Annotated in this window: 10 protein-coding genes and 3 pseudogenes; 9 read left to right on the forward strand and 4 right to left on the reverse strand. The window is 59.6% G+C overall.

What is annotated here, in order from left to right:
* Positions 1 to 349 precede the first annotated feature (349 nt).
* The 4 genes from FPZ52_RS17030 (at position 350) to FPZ52_RS17040 (ending at position 2,651) form a co-directional block, all read left to right on the forward strand.
* Positions 350 to 772 carry a VOC family protein gene (locus tag FPZ52_RS17030; RefSeq protein WP_146366809.1) on the forward strand — a complete coding sequence of 141 codons (423 nt, stop codon included), beginning with the start codon at positions 350 to 352 and terminating at the stop codon, positions 770 to 772.
* Between the two features lie 404 nt (positions 773 to 1,176).
* Entirely contained in the window at positions 1,177 to 1,584 is a 408-nt protein-coding gene (locus FPZ52_RS19010; RefSeq protein WP_168201403.1) for a hypothetical protein, read from the forward strand.
* A gap of 14 nt (positions 1,585 to 1,598) precedes the next feature.
* Positions 1,599 to 1,886, forward strand: a complete 288-nt coding sequence (locus tag FPZ52_RS19015; protein ID WP_168201404.1) for a putative quinol monooxygenase — start codon at positions 1,599 to 1,601, stop codon at positions 1,884 to 1,886.
* A 3-nt stretch (positions 1,887 to 1,889) separates the two neighbouring features.
* The gene (locus tag FPZ52_RS17040; RefSeq protein WP_146366811.1) at positions 1,890 to 2,651 is read left to right on the forward strand and encodes an AraC family transcriptional regulator; all 762 of its coding nucleotides are present in this window, start codon (positions 1,890 to 1,892) and stop codon (positions 2,649 to 2,651) included.
* A gap of 252 nt (positions 2,652 to 2,903) precedes the next feature.
* Here FPZ52_RS17040 and FPZ52_RS17045 read toward each other — a convergent pair whose 3' ends face one another.
* Positions 2,904 to 4,739 carry a type II toxin-antitoxin system HipA family toxin gene (locus FPZ52_RS17045; RefSeq protein WP_146367126.1) on the reverse strand — a complete coding sequence of 612 codons (1,836 nt, stop codon included), beginning with the start codon at positions 4,737 to 4,739 and terminating at the stop codon, positions 2,904 to 2,906.
* Positions 4,740 to 5,010: 271 nt separating this feature from the next.
* On the opposite strand from FPZ52_RS17045, the pseudogene FPZ52_RS19350 reads away from it, so the two are divergent.
* Positions 5,011 to 5,175, forward strand: a pseudogene (locus tag FPZ52_RS19350) (IS5/IS1182 family transposase); the annotation flags it as partial.
* Between the two features lie 124 nt (positions 5,176 to 5,299).
* Here FPZ52_RS19350 and FPZ52_RS19455 read toward each other — a convergent pair.
* Positions 5,300 to 10,804 (reverse strand): autotransporter domain-containing protein, encoded by a 5,505-nt coding sequence (locus FPZ52_RS19455; RefSeq protein ID WP_146366812.1) that lies wholly within the window; start codon positions 10,802 to 10,804, stop codon positions 5,300 to 5,302.
* Positions 10,805 to 11,003: 199 nt separating this feature from the next.
* The gene (locus FPZ52_RS17060) at positions 11,004 to 12,044 is read right to left on the reverse strand and encodes a helix-turn-helix domain-containing protein (RefSeq protein ID WP_168201405.1); all 1,041 of its coding nucleotides are present in this window, start codon (positions 12,042 to 12,044) and stop codon (positions 11,004 to 11,006) included.
* A 95-nt stretch (positions 12,045 to 12,139) separates the two neighbouring features.
* Here FPZ52_RS17060 and FPZ52_RS17065 point away from each other — a divergent pair.
* Both FPZ52_RS17065 and FPZ52_RS17070 read left to right on the forward strand, forming a co-directional pair.
* Positions 12,140 to 12,466: pseudogene (locus FPZ52_RS17065) on the forward strand (integrase core domain-containing protein); the annotation flags it as partial.
* A gap of 443 nt (positions 12,467 to 12,909) precedes the next feature.
* Positions 12,910 to 14,349, forward strand: coding sequence for an IS1182 family transposase (locus tag FPZ52_RS17070; protein WP_146366814.1), 1,440 nt, complete (start codon positions 12,910 to 12,912; stop codon positions 14,347 to 14,349).
* A gap of 354 nt (positions 14,350 to 14,703) precedes the next feature.
* Here FPZ52_RS17070 and FPZ52_RS17075 read toward each other — a convergent pair.
* Positions 14,704 to 15,552: pseudogene (locus tag FPZ52_RS17075) on the reverse strand (IS110 family RNA-guided transposase); the annotation flags it as partial.
* Between the two features lie 218 nt (positions 15,553 to 15,770).
* Between FPZ52_RS17075 and FPZ52_RS17080 the strand changes: the two are divergent.
* Entirely contained in the window at positions 15,771 to 16,883 is a 1,113-nt protein-coding gene (locus FPZ52_RS17080) for an Abi family protein (protein ID WP_146366815.1), read from the forward strand.
* A gap of 270 nt (positions 16,884 to 17,153) precedes the next feature.
* Positions 17,154 to 18,398: a nucleotidyltransferase domain-containing protein gene (locus FPZ52_RS17085; RefSeq protein WP_168201406.1), complete on the forward strand. Its 1,245-nt coding sequence runs from the start codon at positions 17,154 to 17,156 to the stop codon at positions 18,396 to 18,398.
* The last annotated feature ends 38 nt before the right edge of the window (positions 18,399 to 18,436 follow it).

Genomic DNA, 18,436 nt, shown 5'->3' on the forward strand with positions numbered 1-18,436 from the left:
TGGGATCGGGTTCGTTCGCACCTGAAGCGAAAGCCCGCAATTCGCCCTTGGCGCTGACCGACGCGAACGGCCCTTACTTACCGTTCGCTTCATCGCCGAGCGCTGCGGTGCAGCTTCACGAGACCGGCCATTCGTCCATCGTGCAGCATTTTCGGAGGGTGAAGGTCGGATGGTCAGAGCGGTCGTTGACCGAAGGCATCTCTGCCTTTATTCTCATGCCGTCTGAAACAGGTTAGGTGCGGGAAGGTTGGCCCGCCCCCCGCTCAGCGGGTCCTTCCGTCATAAATGTGGCGGCCCAAGGCTATCGAGGAGTCTGCATTGTGCGGACGCCGATAGAAAGGGTATGGACATGAAACCACGTATCTCTGTTTTGACACTTGCCGTTGCCGATCTCGAACATTCGCTTGCTTTCTACCGCGACGGGCTAAGCCTGCCGACTGACGGCATCATCGGGCGCGAGTTCGAGCATGGCGCGGTAGCGTTCTTCGATCTCTCGGGAGGGCTGAAGCTTGCTATCTGGGCGCAGAATGACCTCGTACATGACACCGGGTTGCCCAAGCATCCGATCAGCTCCACCGCCGCTAGCATCGGGCACAATGTGCTGCGCCGGGCAGATGTAGACGACATCATGCGCAAGGCCGAGAGCGCGGGGGCCGAGATAATCAAGGTGCCACAGGAAACCTTCTATGGCGGCTATGCAGGTTATTTCACCGATCCCGACGGGCATCTATGGGAAGTGGTCTGGAATCCGCAGATGCTGCCAACCGACTGAGGCGCACCGGCGCATGCTCGCTGACCTTCATAGAGTCAGCGAGCACTTCGGGCTCAAATACGGTCATCGGATGCGCTGCGGACTTGGGCCATATGCCAACCCAAGCAGCGGCGTGAGCGGCCCACTGCGGTCACTCGTCAGGCCTTTGTGACGCTGCGGCGCGGCCCGTCGAAGTTGCCATTGGTGCATCCTGCAGCATTTCAATTGTATGAACGACGGCAGTGCGAGACAAACCCGTCGTTCCTCATCCTCAAGGATGTGTCCGCTTCGTTCATATAGTTGGAGGTCTAGCGTATCACATGATCATCTGTTTTTGGCGGCTCTGGGCGCGACTTTGGCGTCCTTGCGTATGATCGCCAACCACTATGCTTATAGGTTCAGGCCACAACCGAAAGGACTGAACCATGAAAAATAGAACTCTCACACTCTTTTGCCTCGTAGCCTTTTCGGCGGGCACAACCGCCATGGCCGACAAAATGATGGACACCGCGCAACTCAGTGCGCTGATCACCGGCAATACGCTTTATGTTGAAATCCCCGCAGGTGCGCCGGGTGCGCCCGATGGTGGCACTGCGCCCATCTACTACGCGACAGACGGATCGGCAGCCGCCCAATTGCCCGGAGGTCCGAAACTCGTTGGCACGTGGGCGCTTGAAGAAGGCCGCTACTGCATCGATTGGGACAACGGCCCGCAGAACAGTTGCACACAACTCCTACGCGGCAACGATGGCTTCATCGTGATGGACGCGACGCTGAACAAGCCGCGCGGGATAATCACCCGTATCACCACTGGCAATTCAGAAGATCTGTAAGGGAGGGTTATTTCGTGAAACTCATCACCGTCGAAGCCGCCTTTGCCGCCGCCGATCTGGAAACGGCAATCTCTCTGTTTACCGCTCAGGCGGAGACTGTACGAAACATGGCGGGCTGCACGCACTACGCCCTTTATCGCAAACCGTCCGAAGACGGCATAGCCATTCTTCAGCATTGGGACACGATAGAGGCGTTCAATGCCTACCGGCAGGGGGACACCTTCGCGCAGCTTGGCGCAGGGTTGAAGCCGTTGATGGTGGCCCCGCCTGTGACAACCATTGCCGAGGTCGATAGTGTCTAAAGCATGACAGACGACCTGCCAGCGGCTTACTGCTTCTTTCAAACTTTCGAGCCGCGTCCACCGTTGGACGCGGTTTTTGAGCGTGACTACCTGCTTTATGCCGTTAGCGGCGCGTTGCGCGTGACAGTGAAGGGCGAGAGCTGGCTTTTGCCTCCATCCTTCGCGGCGTGGGTGCCCGCAGGCACACCATTGCTTGCCGAGATCTGCAAACCGGTGACGACCTGCTCGATCCTTGTGCAGCCAGGATTTTGCAAGGCGCTACCAGACCGACCAACGGCTTTTCAGATGTCAGAAATGACCCGCCATATGATCCGGCATTGTAAGGATTGGGGGGCCGATTCGGCGCAGCCCTCGGAGGCGGCGGGCTTCTTTCTGGCATTGCTCAACGCATGTGCTGGACTTTCGACCAGATCAGTGGACGTCAAACGCCCATTTGCGAATGATGCCGCACTGAACAAGGCAATCGAGGTCACCGAAACCCGTCTAGCCGAACCAATCACGTCTGCCGAAGTAGCCAGCGCCATAAACTTGTCCGAGCGTAGCATGCAGCGGCGATTTGCCCGAGACGTTGGCATGACTTGGTCGCAGGTCCTTACGCGGCTTCGCATGATTCACGCCTTGGAGCTACTTTCTTTGGAAGACTTGTCGGTGATCGAGGTTGCAGGGGATTGCGGCTTTAACTCGTTGAGCGCGTTCAACCGAGCCTTTTTGCAATTTGCAAAATGTACTCCGACAGAGTTTCGCAAAGGCCTCCTGCGCCAATAAAGTCAGCAACTTGCGGAGTTACCAAAGCGGTCATCTATCCTTCGTGCAGCATTGGTCGAAGTGGGCTCGAAGCGGTCACGCGGCGGCGCGGCGAGCCTTTCTTGAGGCCCGCGCCGCCGTGTCGACTCGCGGTCCTTAGCGGACCCTGACCATGCCGCTGGGTGCTGCGATGCGGCTTCTCCAGACCGGACTTGTGTGTGACCGTGCTGCAGATAACCTTCTTGCATTTTTGCTACGCGTAATGTGAAAGACTTAGCGCCAAGCCGCAAGCCGCTCGCGGCACAACTCCAGCATCTGCTCGGCCTTGGCCGTCATCTCCGCTTCAAGGTTAGGCACATCCGGCACGATGATCTGATCGAGCCCGGCGGCAAACCTTTCGATAAGCTCGTCTATAGCGGCATTGGCAGTAAGTGCCGGTATCCCGGCGGTCGCGGCGAGGCGTAGGAAGTCGGCGCGCCGCAACCGGTCATCCTTGCCATTCAGCTTGAGCGCCATGCGATCATGCTCCAGCCGCGGGAATACGCGGGTCGTCACCGCATCATAGAGCGGGGCCATCCTCACGCTCTCAAACGTGTCTGCTCCAGGCGCTGCTATCTTAAGTAGGGCAAGGTTTTTAAGATGCATGTCACCATCGGCAATGAGCCAAGCAAACAGCGCGCGCCTCAGTATCACCGTCAGGTCTTCCTCGGGCGCGGTGGAAAGCGGGCGCACGGCGCGCGCGATCCGCTCAATCGTGCTGTCATATTTGGCTTCAGGGGGCAAATCAAGAACAGAGCAGATGTCTTCGAGCGCAATACGGCGGTGATCATCGGCACTGCTACGGATATCAAAGCGTTCCACAATCAACGCCGGCGGCATACCGTCCGGCATGCCTATCAATGCGATGGCCGGCGCTTCAAGTCCGGCAGCCTTCCCTAAGGTCATCGACAAATACTCGATAATCGGCAGGGCTTGAAATCCACTTGTGCCGGCCGGTTTTAGTATATGCGTGAAGGGGTCCATCGTGCTGGGAACAAGGCGTCCCTTTGGGTCAAGAAACATCGGAGCCTTGATCTGCACGCCAGACAGGCGCGGTGTCTGCGAATTTGCAAACAAGCGCGCGAGATTTTCTTCAAAACTGTTCTCAATATCACCGCGCCCCGGCCCCTCATAGCTTCCGATAAACACGCCTTCGGTGCTGAATTCACTTAGGCGAGTTGAAAGGCGATCTGTCGGCAGCGCTGCAATCTCGGCGGCATCAGAGCTGATTGTGATGTTCGACATATACCGCTTGCCGGAGCGAAGCAGTGTGCGCTCATCACTCTCCTTGACCACGCGCTCCAGCCAGCCTTCGGGCAAGAGTGATAGAATGAAGGGAGGCAGCTTGCCGGGCGTACGCTGCTGCACCAATGGTAGATTGAAGTTCTGCTCTGCCGTCCAACGCCATTCAAAGCCGTCATGACGTAGCTCACCGATCGGCTGGCTGTGCCAGGCCACCGTGAAGCTGAGCGCGGCTTCATTTCGCGTTTCAATCAGAGACGGTGATTTCAGAAGGTAGCGCTCGGCTTGCTCGCCCTCGCGGTACCATTCATTCTGACGCGCAAGCGTCCAAAGCGCATCGGCAGCATTTTTAGGGTCACCATATTCTTCAATCAATCGCGCCGCAAGTGAAGCGCGCATTTCTTCATTAATGGAGGCAGCATGTTCGCTGCGCAGACGAAAGGCTTCGAGACATCGTTGCCGCGGCGAAGAGACATCAATCCGGAACTCACCCAGCCCGTCCGCGATTAGCGCGGGTGCGGTCGAGGGATGAGCTGGCGCGATGTTCTGGATGATCTCCAGTGTCCTGATCCGTTTTCGCTGTGAACGCGGTCCACTAATGAACAATCGGCCATCCCGCGTTGGTGCGAGCAGTACGGCGCTGGCAGCGGACAGATAAGCCCGCGGATACAGATAGTTGGCGATGCGTATGGCATGCCGCAGCACGATGGCATCGATATCCTCAGCAGCATCGGCATAGATGCCTCGCATAAGCTGCACGATCCGGCCTGTTTCGGCCAGGTAGTGTGCGCGGTTCTTGTCGAGATTCTCACCGATGAGATAGAGCATTTTCCGTCTTTCACGTATTTCATATACGTGAAAGTTTGAGTAATTCATATCATTCGTCAAGCATTTCCGTCTTTCACGTATTTCATATACGCTAAAGTCGGAGCTGCGAAGATGCTCAACAGCCCCACTGAGCGTCAAAGCCAGCGCACCGCGGGATCACGACGACGATCCCGGCGGCCCGCCGCCACCAACCCAAGAGCCTCCCGCAGACACCGACCAGCAGACCCAGCAGACCGAGACCCAGCCGATGCCCGACACGCCCCGCCAGCCCCGCAACGCCGAAGTAAACTTCCGGGGCGAGAAGCGCTCGAACGCGACCCATGTGTCCGTGACGGACCCCGATGCCCGTCTCTACAAGAAGGCGCCGGGCGCCGCGGCGATGCTGTGCTTCATGGGCCATACGCTGATGGAGAACCGCAACGGCCTGGTCGTGCAGCCACATGCCTGCAAGAGCTGGAGCCAGTGCCAGCAGGGACGCTGGCGTCGAGCAGGAAACCGAAGGAAAGGAGCGGCGACACGGAACAAGCGAGGCATTCTCAATTTTCCAGTTCGTTCGATGGTTAGAACCTGATCGAGAGATTTGCCTTGACCCCATGGTCATGGGCGTCCGATGCGATCTGTCCCTGATAGGAGAGGCCGAAGGTCGCTTCGGGCGTCAGGCTGAGATCAAGACCGGCCTCGATGACGGCGCTGTTGCGAGCGATGGGCGCACCGCCGATTGTGAAGGCGTCGCCGACCGAAAAGGCGTGCGTACTCTCGGGCACCGCATCACCGAAGGCATGGCGCCAGCCGATCATGCCGCGCAAAGTGGCGTCGACCGTGCCGCGGGTCAGGCTGTGTTCTCCCCGAAGGCCCAGCGTGGTGAAGGTCACGCCGGTCGTGCTGCTATCCACAGAGAGGGCAGATATCCCAACACTTTCGGTAAAACCATCGGTGAGCACGCTGACATGGGCGAGATTGGCGAAGGGCTCGAGGCGCGTTCTCGGATTGCGTTCGAAGCCATAGGCCAGTTCCCCAAATGCCTGGAAGGTGCCGGCATTGTAATCGGCCGAAAGGCTGTCGGTGAGGCCCGGGATGACAACGGAACGGCTGATCTCGATATCGTGCCAAGAATAGGCAGCGCCGGTCCTGAACACCACATTGCCCCATTCGGTGCCGCCATAGAGGCCGAGATGATAATTGCTGCTCGATCCAGATGAGGCACGGTCCTCTGCGTCGAAGCTCGACTGGCTGTAGCCAGCCAGAAGACCGACGCGCCAATCGCCAACCAGACCGTCCGCGCCGATCAGCACCCCACTGGTGGAGCGGTCAAGATGTGCCGCATTGCCGTCGCTGTCGGTGGTGCCCCATGAACCGAAGCCCTGCGACCAGAACACCGGCCCGGCGTGATCGGCGGCGACAAGCACCGGCGTGTCTCCCGACCCATAGGCCAGTACCGGCGCGTGGGAGGCGCCTGCCGTGGCAAACGCCGCGCGGATGCGGTCGTTGGCGGCGTTGCGCACAAAGCGGGCGTCCTCGATCAGTGCGGTTTGTGCAGAGGCATGGATCTCGCCCGACGGCGCATCAAAGCTGGCGCGAATGAGGTCGTCATCGTCAGACAGTTGGGCGATCGCATCATAGACCGCGTTCCCGGTGTCAAAGCCGATGCTCTCAATCGCTTCGGCCGTGGCAATCTGGTTGCGGGTGAGCGCCGTCGAGGCAAAACCCCGATCGTTGCGCGCAAACTCAAGATCGACCGTGCCGGCATCATAGTCATAGCTCAGATCGGGATTGAGGAAGGCGAAGTCCGAAGTGACATCCTCGAAACCTCCCGAGAGCGTTCCCGTAGACAGGATCGTATAGGTTGAGCGGATATCGTATTCGCCATCAGCCCCGATATGGGCAACCGATCCGCCATCGAGCGTGGCCATGCCGGTCACGTCGACGAGATCGCTTTCCGCGCCGTTGGGGTTCACCTCGACGGCAAAGTGCGCGCCCGCCGCGAAGACGAGATCGCCATCGACCGTCAGCGTGCCGATGGAGGTGCCCGGCGAAAGCGTACCGCCGGATGCGACTGTCACCAAAGAACCGGGTCCGGATCCGACTGTTCCGGACCCGCCGAGCGTTCCGCCATTGAGCACATCCAGCGAGCCGCCAAGCATGCCGTTGCCGTCCGCATCGTCCATCAACAATGCACCGCCCGTGATGGTCGTGGTTCCGGTAAATCCCGAACTGTCGCCGGACAGCAGCAAGACGCCGTCGCCATTCTTGGTGACGTCGCCGGCACCCGACAGAATGCTGGCATAGCCGGCGTCGTTTTCCTGATCGAAGGTGAACGCTCCATCCCCACCAATCTCGACATTGCCGGCAAAGCGGTCCGCCGCCGAGACAAGGCCGCCGTCCGCGATCGTCCAGTCGAGCGTCGAGGTGCCGGCAAGGGTCAACTCGCCGCCACCGCTCTTGATCATCTTACCATAGGTTCCGCCCAACCCGCCGATATCACCGGCAAAGGCCGCATCATCGATCTGATCGAACACGAGTGTTGCGCCATTACCGATATTGCCCCGGATCGCGGCCACATTGCCGACGAGCGTGCCCGCGTTGACCAGCGTGTCGCCTTCATAATCATTCGTGCCGGTCAGAACCAGAGTGCCGTCGCCCTGCTTGTGCAAGTCGCCTGCGCCGTCGATCGTACCTGTCAGCCCGAGCGTAGTGGCCGACACTACGTCAAAACCGCCAACGCCGGAGAGCGTGATCGAACGGGCACTGTCCATATCGGCAGTCGTTACAAGCGTACCGCCATTGAGGGTGAGGCCACCCGGCGCCGCGCCCAGACTGGCGTCCTCGGAGACTTGCACACTTCCCCCGAGAATGGAGGTGCCGCCCTGATAGGAGTTATGGCCGGACAGGATCAGTGTGCCGTCTTGCGTCTTGGTGATGCCGCCGGTGCCTGCGATCTCGGTCGCGATCTCGGCGCTGTCAGCCAGCACACGGATTTCTGCATTGCCATCATCGCGGTCCGAACCATCCACCACAAGCTCGTCCTCGCCTTCCAGTCGATAACCTGCGTTCAGGAATTGAAGCCCCCTAAAGCTCTGCGTACCTAGGACGGTGATCGTGCCGCCATCGAAACCGCCCGGCTCATTCCTGAACACGGCGTGGTTGTCGGCCCATGCAACGGCTATCTCGCCTGCGGGCGCGCCGTCACCGGCATTGAGCCATGTCGTATCGTTAGCATTCCAGGTGCCGTTGCCGCCCTGCCAGTGTTGCAAGGTATCATCACCCGCCTTGTCGGAAGCGGCGATGAACAGATCGACGTTGTCACTATCAGTCTGGATCTCATAGTCGGCCGCATCGGACAGCGCAGGCGTGTCGCCGATCGTCAGGCCGCCGCCGGTCAGATCGCCGCCATAGGTCATCAGGCGATAGTAACCAAAGCCTGCCGTGCCATCGGTCGCGTCGTCGCTCTGCGAAAGGTTCAGTGTCCCATTCAGCGCAACATCACCGGCCACGTCGATCCGGTCGCTGGCGCCCAGACCGGGCGTTGCGCCAGGGCTGCCAATCTCAACATCGAGGATCGAGCCCGACGACAGCGTCAGGTCACCATCCACCGTCAGCGCGCCGATCGAATTGCCTGGTGCGAATATCCCGCCGTCCGCAACCGTGGTGTCGCCAATAATGCCCGAGCCGCCAAGTGTGCCGCCGTTCTCGACCGTCATAGTGCCGCCAAGCGCATCGTCCACCAGCAGCGTGCCGCCCGATACAGTCGTCGTGCCGGTAAAGGCAGAATTGTCGGCCGCCAGCGACGTCATGCCAGCATAATGATTGAGGCTGTGCGTGCCAGAACCCGCGCTCGCGAGCGCGGCCGTAAACACATAATCGTCGTCGGTGTGGTTGAAATTGAGCGTTGCGGTCCCATCGCCAAACTCGATACGTCCGCTGTCCAAAACGCCAGCAGTCATGGCCTGTTCGCCCGCAATCGCGCCGATGTTGAGCGTGCCGGAAGAGTTCGTGGAATCCGCCAGGCGCACAAAATCCCAGTCCGACGATGCGACGCCCGTTTGCAAGCGCCCATCGCTGGACAGCATCAGGTGTCCCTCTGCTCCGTCGTTTCCTCCGACGATCACTGCGCCGTCATTTATCCACGATGCGCCCTCGCGGATGGATACGGTGCCCGTGGAGTCCCAAAATCGAGCGACCTGTCCTGTCATCCAACTCGTGTTGGTATGGGAGGTCACGGTCGCGCCGTCATTGATCATAAAACTGCCGGTTCCCACGCGTCCGACTTCGATTTCGCCCTGCGTTTCCCAAGTGCTTCCAGATTCGGTGACGGTGACGTTGCCGACGGCTCCCGAGCCATATCCGATCTGCGCAACACCACTTTCCACACGTCCATCACTTTCGATCAGCAAATGTCCTTCACCGGCCGATCCGGAGCCGCCAATATGAAGCTCGCCGCGATTGTGCCACAACGAGCCTTGGCCGCTGACCGTCGCTATAGCATGTGAGTCGAGCCCCTCGCCGAGACGACCCTCGTTGTTCTCCAGAACGGCTCCGCCGCTGACACGCAACTCAGCTTCGCCGCCCTGTCCAATCAGCGCGTTATTGGAAAAGGTAGCGTGTGTATCCCCCCCTTCAAGAAGCAGCGCGCCACGTCCCTTTACTCCGCCTATGTGCAGGTAGGTGCCACCCAGTATCGCGCCATCGGCCAAGCGAATAGCACCGCCGTCGAGCAGATCGAGCCACGGTGCGCCCGCCCCTCGGCCAATATAGAGGCGGCCCATGGAGTTCTCACCCGTCAGGGTCAACGTGCCGAGACCTTCCTTGGTGACGTTGCCCACACCCAGGATGCTGTTCTCGAGCGTTGCATCGCCATCCTGCTCGAAGCGAAGATTGGCACCCGACAGGACTTCTATATCGCTCGCGCCGAAGCTGTTAGCATTACCCGTCAGCGTGCCGGCTTCGATGAGCGTGCCGCCTTGATAGCTGTTATCCCCGGTCAACGTCAGCGTGCCACCCTCGGCTTTGGTCAAGCCACCAGTGCCTTGAAGGTCGGTCGCGATACCGATCTCGAAGCCATTTGTGTCAAAAACCGCTCCACCAGCGTCGATCGTCACATCACCGGCGTCGAAATTGCGCAAGAAATCGGCCTCATTGGAGGTGGCGCGCAGAATGCCGCCGTCGAACGAGAGTGTCCCGGATCCTAAGCCCTTCTCGACAAGGCCGGTGGCAAGAACGCCATTGCCGTTCAGCGCGATTGCGCCCGATGCTTCAGCCCTGTAGGCCCCGAGATACGTCGCCCCCGAGGTCACAAGCCCGCCGTTCTCGATAGTCAGTGTCCCTTGGGCGGTATCGCGCAATCCAAACCCGACCGACAGGTCGCCGTTGATGCTCCACTGTGACCCGTCGCCCTGGACCGTTGCGCTGCTGGTTCCTTGGTGGTCTGCGATCCGCGCCCCTTCTGCAACGTTGACCACGCCACCGCCCGAAATTGTGAGCGTGCCGGTGCCAAAGTTGCCGACATTGAGGTTGCCGTGATTGGTCCATGTGGAAGCGTTTCCCTCGGTGTCGGTGCCCGACACGATCACCGTGCCATCCGAGCCGGAACTCCGACCGATGTTGCCTCGCGTGCTAGAGACTTGTCCGCCATTCAAAATGGTGAGCGTGCCGGTGCCCAAGTTGCCGACATTGAGGTTGCCGTGATTGGTCCATGTGGAAGCGTTTCCGTCGGCGTCCGTGCCTGACACGATCACGGTGCCGCCCGAATGAGTCCGATGGCCGATGGCGACCGCTATGTAGCCAGGTTCTGGGGTGGACACCACCTGTCCGCCATTCTGGATGGTCAACTCGCCTGTGCCCTCATAGCCGACGAAAACGGAGCCGTTGATGACCCACGGGCTGGGCTGAGTGCCAGGTCCTGTGCCATCGACGATTTCATGGTCACCATTGTCGATATCAACATTCTGCGCCAGCACCGGACCTGCGGCGATGGTCAGTGCCAGTGCCGAACTGCCCGCCAACAAGGCCCGATACCATTTTCCCCCACGTACAATCGTAAACCGCTTCGATCGAATTCCGGTCGTCAATGTCCAAGCCCCTCGCCGCGCGGCCGTCGAACAGCCAACAACAATCAGCCCGGCACAGGGACCGGGCAAAGTTTCCGAGCTTGCACTATAAAGCCGTTGAAAAATAAGCGGTAAGCAGCCAGTCCACAAAATGGGCTCTTTGCGTCCAAACCGCAGGATTTCACCCTGAACAGAGCGGTTTTTAGCTTGGAACTACCTGCTATCCGTGGCCATCTGGACGCCGATTCGCCGCCGCTCGCGCCTCGCTCGGGCTCATGCCGAAGCGGTTGCGAAACACCCGATTGACGTTGGGCGTATTGTAAAGCCCGCAGCGCTGCGCCAGCGTGTGAATGGGCACATTGCCCTTCTCCTTTTGCAGAAGGCGAAGAAGCTGCTGAAGGCGTAGCTCACGGATATAGCCATACACCGTCAGTTCGCTCTCGGAGAACAGTTTATAGAGCATGGACCGCGAACAGCCGATCGCCGCCGCGACAGACGCAGGGCTGATATCCCTGTCGGTCAAATGGCGCCTGATATAGCGCTGCGCGGCCGCAAGCAGGCCCGCATGGCTGTGCTCCGACATCCCGATCGCGGTCGAGAACGTCCCTTCGATCGTTGTGATGGCAAAGGATTCCGACGCATCGAGCAAGGCCAGTTGCTCAAGCGGGGCCATCCCGGTCGCAATCCCGGGAAACTGCCGCAGATGATCGCGCAGCAGCCCAGAGAGACGGGAATTTGCAAGTGCCGCATTGACCAACGCCGGCGCGGGCATCGAACCGGGGAAGACCGATTCCAGCAGCGACCGCGACAGGTCGAGCTGGATGACACTGTGCCGGGAAAACCGCAGGGAGGTAGGGCGCGAACCGTCAAGCAGGAAGAACCCGCCAGCGCCGACTTCCATGTCCTGACCGTCGTCATAGGCGTAGCGAACCTTCCCCTTCACCATCAGGAGCAGCGACAGTTCATCAAAAGCCAGGGAGCCGCCGATCGTGTCGCGTGCCAGGTGTGCCGTGTAGGCATCGGACTCGGCATAGTGCATCTCGCCGGCCAAGGTGGCGAGCGACGTCACCTTAGCCGTGAAATCCTGTCTCTGCCGATCGTCGGGGGTCGCGACCTCGAAGTTGCGGATGACATTGCCGGTCCAATACTCATACCGCTCGGCCAGCGCGACATCGTGCGTCGATACCGTCTGGAAAACGTGTCCTTTCGGCCGGCCCTGGGAGAAGGAATGCGGAGCTTGATGGTTCTGCGATGCGTCCATGCACAGCACTATGGCCAATGAGGACACATGAGCCAACGGGTTTTGTGCGATGATGTTCGCTCTCAGGTAACGAGCAATTTGTCGTTCTTTGACACTTGGCGGGTTATCTCGACGACAAAGGCATGGAACGTGTTCGAGGGGCACCATACCACCCACAGACCCAAGGCAAGATCGAGCGATGGCACCAGACCATGAAGAACCGCGTCCTGCTCGAGCATTACTTCCTGCCCGGTGATCTCGAACGCCAGATCGATACTTTCGTCGAACATTACAACAACCGGCGCTACCACGAGAGCCTCGGCAACCTGACGCCCGCCGACGTCTACTTCGGGCGCGCAGAGAAGATCCTGAAACAGCGAGAGGAGATCAAACGGAAAACCATGCTCAAGCGGCGCTTGCGCCATCAAACCGAACACGCATAAACTCAATCAAGGATGAACCAGAGCCTCCAAACGGAAAACCGCTCGGCTGTCCCAAATTATCTAACGACGGACACTCGTGGGGTTCACGGACGATGGCAAACCGCGCTATCAGTGCATCTACCTGCGCAAGGGCGAGCCCGGAAGCCATTCTGGTCTCGACCCGGATCATCCGTAAGCGTTCCAAAGGGCCCCCTAATCGGTCTATTCCACGCTGCACCTAGGCATTCTACATTGGCGTACGCCAATACGGGAGCGCGAAAATCGGTCGTGATCGGCCATATCGGATGAGGTGGGTGGCTCCTGCTCCACCGGCATCGAATGTGTGCCAAAGTGCAGTTGTTGTTGACTGCCAGGAAAGGAGCCACCCACCTCATCCGCTCTGGGCCGAGGCTGTGTGAAAACTCAGTGCTGTGCTATTCTTTTGCTGAGGCAGGAGGGTGTTCATGGCGGGTTTCATCGAAGGTGTCGCGCGGGATCAGACGACGTTGTTCCCGGCGCGGCTGGAGGACTGGGTTGGCGATGACAGTCTGGTCTGCGTTGTGGATCTTTTCGTCGAGGAGGTCGATCTGCCGGGTCTTGGTTTTGCGCGGGTGGCACCGGCGCGCACCGGGCGGCCGGGGTATCATCCGGCGGTTCTGCTGAAGCTTTTCATCTATGGCTACCTGAACCGGGTCCCGTCGAGCCGGCGCCCGGAGCGCGAGGCCGGTCGGAATGTCGAGGTGATGTGGCTGACCGGGCGCCTCGTGCCTGACCACAAGACCATCGCGGATTTCCGCCGTGACAACGGCCCGGCCATCCGCCGGACCTGCGCGCAGTTCGTCGAGCTCTGCCGCCGGATCGGGGTTCTTAAAGGCGATTACGTCGCCATCGACGGGAGCAAGTTCAAGGCAGTCAACACTCGCGATCGGAACTTCACCAAGGGGAAGATCGCCAGCCGGCTGGCCCATCTCGAGGCGGATGTCGAACGCTACATCGGCGAGATGGCCCGCATCGACCGGCAGGAAGAAGGCGCGGCGCGGGCAGGGAAGATGGCCCATCTCGCGCGCCGGCACGACCGTGTCCGGCAGGAGATCCAGCGCCTGAAGGCGATGGAGGAAGCGCTGGCCGACGCGCCGGACGGGCAGATCTCGCTGACCGACCCGGACGCCCGCGCCATGGCAACGAGCGCCCGCCGGAGTGGCCTGGTCGGCTACAACGTGCAGAGCGCGGTCGATACCGAGACCCACCTCATCGTCGCCCACGATGTCACGAACCAGGGCTTCGACCGCGAGCAACTTGGCCCGATGGGGACTGCGGCCAAGGAGGCGCTTGGCCGCGACGACCTGCACGCCATCGCCGACAAGGGCTACTTCAGCGGCGCCGAGATCCTCGCCTGTCACGAGGCCGGCATCACCACGACCGTGCCGCGTCCGGAAACCTCGGGCAACAGAGGCAAGGGCATGTTCGTGAAGGCCGACTTTCACGACCAACCCGACCGGGACGTCTATCGCTGCCCCGCCGGCAAGGAACTGACCTATCGCTACACACGGGAAGAAGGTGGCCTTCAGGTCCGGCGATACTGGATCAACGAATGCCAGCATTGCCCGCTTCAACCACGATGCACGAGCGGCAAGGAGCGCCGGACCACAAGGTGGGAGCACGAGGTCCTGGTCGATGCCATGCGGGAGCGTCTAAGCCGCGACCCCGACCCGATGACGCTGAGGCGCTGCACGGTCGAGCATCCCTTCGGCACCATCAAGGGCTGGATGGGCGCGACCCATTTCCAGATGCGACGGTTGAAGAACGTTCGCACCGAGATGGCGCTCCACGTCCTCGCATACAACATCAAGCGGATCGTCGCCCTGATCGGCATCCGCAGGCTGATGGAGGCGATCCCGGGCTGAGGAGTGGACGCCGCGTTGTGAAATCGACCCGGAAATGACCGGAGCGTCCCGCCGATGCCGCGAATGCCATAGCTGACCGATCATGGCTGCGAGTTTTCACACAGCCTCGGCCCATTTGTATGTGTCGGCTGCTGTTCGCAATCGAGAAGTTGGCACGATTTCGGAAATCGCTCATATGTATCCGGCCTGTTGATCGGCTCGCGGGCCGTGGCCTTGATGGGGTTACGCACGCGCCTTGGTCTCATTAGCGGCAAGGTCTATGATGACCCAATGGGCCGTCAGACTCTGGGGGCGTATCTTCTCCGTTCCATGCTGTCCTCTCTGTCGCGAACTCCTTCGTGCCCGTGAGAAGCGTTAGATCGCTTCCATGGCCGCGTCTCTGGGCGCGTCGAACCGGTTGCCGTGCCGCAGAAGGCTCCAGGCGGTTCGAGCGAGTTTGTTGGCAAGCGCGATGGCCGCATTGTTTCGCGGCATGCGGGCGACCGCCTCGGTCAGCCATGGGCCAAAGCTGAAGTCGGACCATCGGTATGGGCGCATCATGATCACTTTCGCCGCCTGCACGAACAACATCCTCAGATAGCGGCTGCCGCGTTTGGTGATCCTGCCGAGAATGGTGCGCCCGCCGGTGCTGAATTGTCGGGGCACCAGGCCCACCCATGCCGCGAAATCGCGCCCCCGGTCGAATGCCTCGCCTTTGCCGACGGCCGCGACCATCGCCGTGGAAATCATCGGCCCGATGCCGGGGATCGTCATGATGTTGGCGCAGTTCTCTTCAGTGCGGCTGATCTCTTCGATCTCGCCCGAGACGTCCTCGATCCGTTTGTCCAGCCAGAGCCAGTCTCCATAAAGACCAATCAGGATGCCGCGCATCCGAGGCGATATCTCGTCCCGCCGCTGTTCGAGGATCGTCTCAAAGGAGTTCTTCAGCGCCCGCAGGCCCGAACGGACGGTGATCCCCTGCTCAATGAGAAAGGCCCGGATCTGGTTGATGGTGGCCGTGCGCCGCGAAACCAGCCGCGACCGGACTCGGTGCAGGGCCTGAAGGTCGAGCTGATCCTGGTCCTTCTCAGAAACGGTCCGGAGGTTCGGCCGCAACGCGGCCTCCGCGATGGCCTCGGCGTCGTTGTAATCGTTCTTCTGGCCCTTGTTGAATGGCTTGACGTAAATCGCCGGGATGATCCGCGGCTCGAACCCCATGCGCCGGGCGATCCAGGCGTTCCAGCGCGACAACGCGATGCGGAATGCCTTCATGCAGGACCAGGAGGCGCGGGACATGCTTATGGGGCTGATGTTCCAGCGGGCGGTTCGCGGGGCTGGTCGGGCGGCATAAAAAAGTAAAGCCCTGGGAGCGGCGTACCTGTCCCAGGGCTTGATGCCCGCTATTAAGCTGAGGCTGCTATTGAGAAGAGGATGCATGAACCATGGCACAAAGTCAAGAAGTGATCGCCTACGACGGTACGCTGCTTCAGGCCCTTGATAACTCACTGACTGTGTCGCGTATGGCCCCCTACCTTGCCTTGGCAGGTGGGAATCCAGTTCACGCTTATCAAGTGTACCTGTGGAACGCGCGACTCGCAAAGGCGTTCCTGTACCCCCTCGGCGTCGTAGAGGTGACCTTACGTAACTCTATGCATCGCGCTCTTACGAAAGAGTTTGGAACCGCAGATTGGGTGCTCTGTCCAGAAAATCACTACCCACACTTTAATGCGGCCACGCTGAGGTCTCATAAAATCGCGAAGGACAGGCTACTGAACTCATTGGCGGGAATCCAGCCCACGGCGGATCAGATGGTCGCAGCTCTCAGCTTTGATTTCTGGTCGAACCTATTCAGGCCAGAATATAACGTACTCTGGGCAACCGGTACCGTACTAACTGATACATTTCCGCTGATGCCAGCTCCCGTCACCAGCATAAAAGCGCGTCAGCTGATGGCCAGCATCAACCACCTGCGCAACAGGATTGCGCATCATGAGCCCATCCACCGCATAAATCTTCAGGAGGAATTCGACAAGATTTCAGAAACGGTCAGTTATATTTGCGGAGACACTCAGAGTTGGATGAAGAAATGCTCGACGGTGACACGGACTTTGCGTGCTGGGCCACCGAAAAAAAGCAGCTTGCCGGGCCTTCAGGTCTCTTCGACAAACATTCGACAACCACTCGAGCTCTCGTTTGATACGCCCCTCACAACAGCCCTTTCGGCAATCATTCTACAGCGCCCACAAGTTGCCATGGTGTTGGATCAGAACGGTACGAGCTCCCTGGTGACAGGGTTGCAAATTCTTCAATTCATGGAGAAGAATGCCATTGAGAACGGTGGAGGCATCCTGATCTCAGACGAGACACTTTCTGACGTGATCGCCAATACCGATGCGCCGCAGGTAGACTATATCTCACCCGATGACACCACCGGAGACGTCCTCGCGCTGTTTTTCCCAAGAGGCAAGAAGGCCAAGCGCCCCCAGTATCTGATCGTAAAAGACGACCAGCGCATCCTTGGCGTTATTCAAAATCCTGTCGTAAAATACGCTTAGCGTCTGATCGGCATTATTGCAGAAATTATCGATTTTCAGAGCTTATGACTTGCCATGCTGACGATAAAGACGTCCACGGGCAACCGGCTCCTTGGATAGAACGACATGGATGAGATTGCCCGGCCACTATGCCAGCACCGAGTTCGAGGTAGAAAACAAAAGAAGAACGAATCGCGCCCATGGTGTTGAGTGAAAGGTGGAACCACTATATATTGACCTCAGGATCGATTGAGGGAGGCAATCGACAACTGGGTAATAGAGGAGTTGTCCATGCCCCTTGATCACACGTCCCCCGGGCTCGACGCCCTTCTGATTGCGGCCGTTCTTCAGATGGAACTCAGCCCCCGCGACAACAGGGTGGCTGAGAAGCGCTACAAACTGATCCCGTCACATCTTGAACGCGAAGGCAGTCCTTTGCGTCTCCATGTTGATAATGCCCTGGTCTACGCACAGGGCTCCAGAGCGATTGGAACCACAATCGTTCACGGTGCGGATGAGGATCGCTTTGATCTGGATGCCATTCTCGAGTTCGATACGCCATTTGGCTGGACCCCGCGGCGGGTCTTGGATGAACTCTTCGAGGCCTTCCAAGGATTCCCGGACGTGCAGGACATCGAACGCTGCACCCGGTGCATTCAGCTTCGTTTCGCGTTCATGCACCTGGACGTGACGCCCATGGATCCTGCGCTGAAGCCGCGGCCAGAGCGGGTCGGCGCCATCTACCACAGCCCAGACGAAGGGCACGACGAACGCCACAAGGTGAACCCCTATGGATTTGCGGAATGGTTCAAAGGGCAAATTTCCCTTCCCAGCCAGATGTTCCAGGCTCAGGTTCGCAGCCTGCGCAACCAGCTTGAGATCAAGGACCGGCTTCGGCCCAGCATCATCGTCGCCGATGCAGATATCGACGAGTTGCCCGAGACTGTTGATCCCATTCAAGATGCGCCGCAGTTGCTCGCCCTGAAGCTGATGAAACGCTACCTGAACCTCAGGTATGTCAACAGAAGCGAGAAACGCCCCATCTCGGTCTATCTGTCAAAAGTTGCCGCGCAAATCCCCCCGAACTCGTTCGGGATCTGCGCCCAGCTTGAAGATCTTGCAGCTGAACTCGATCGTCGGATGAAATACGCTCTCGAGACCGGTCGTCGTCCGGAAGAGCGCAATCCGGCATTTCCCCAAGAGAATTTCAACGACCGCTGGCCTCAGAATACGCGCCAGATGGAAATGTTCCGCGGGGACCTGAGACACCTCTTTGCCGAGCTTCAACGAGCTCGCACCTCCGAGGTCGGGCAGATCCAGAAGATCTTCGATGGATTGTTCGGCGAACGGATCAGCGGCAACGCCGTCAGGACATACATGGACAGCCTGTCTAATTCTCCGCAGAAAAACACGTATGAGCTCGGGAAGGGCTTCGTCGCAACACCAGCACTCCTGACACCGGGAGTCGCACGCGCAGCCGCGACCTCGAAAGCACCTGCACACAACTTCCATGCGGGTGAGCTGCGGAAGAAATGAAGCGGACCAAGCCCAGATCAGCGGAATCCCAGGTTCAG

The organism is Qingshengfaniella alkalisoli (genome assembly GCF_007855645.1).
Taxonomy (GTDB): Bacteria; Pseudomonadota; Alphaproteobacteria; order Rhodobacterales; family Rhodobacteraceae; genus Qingshengfaniella; species Qingshengfaniella alkalisoli.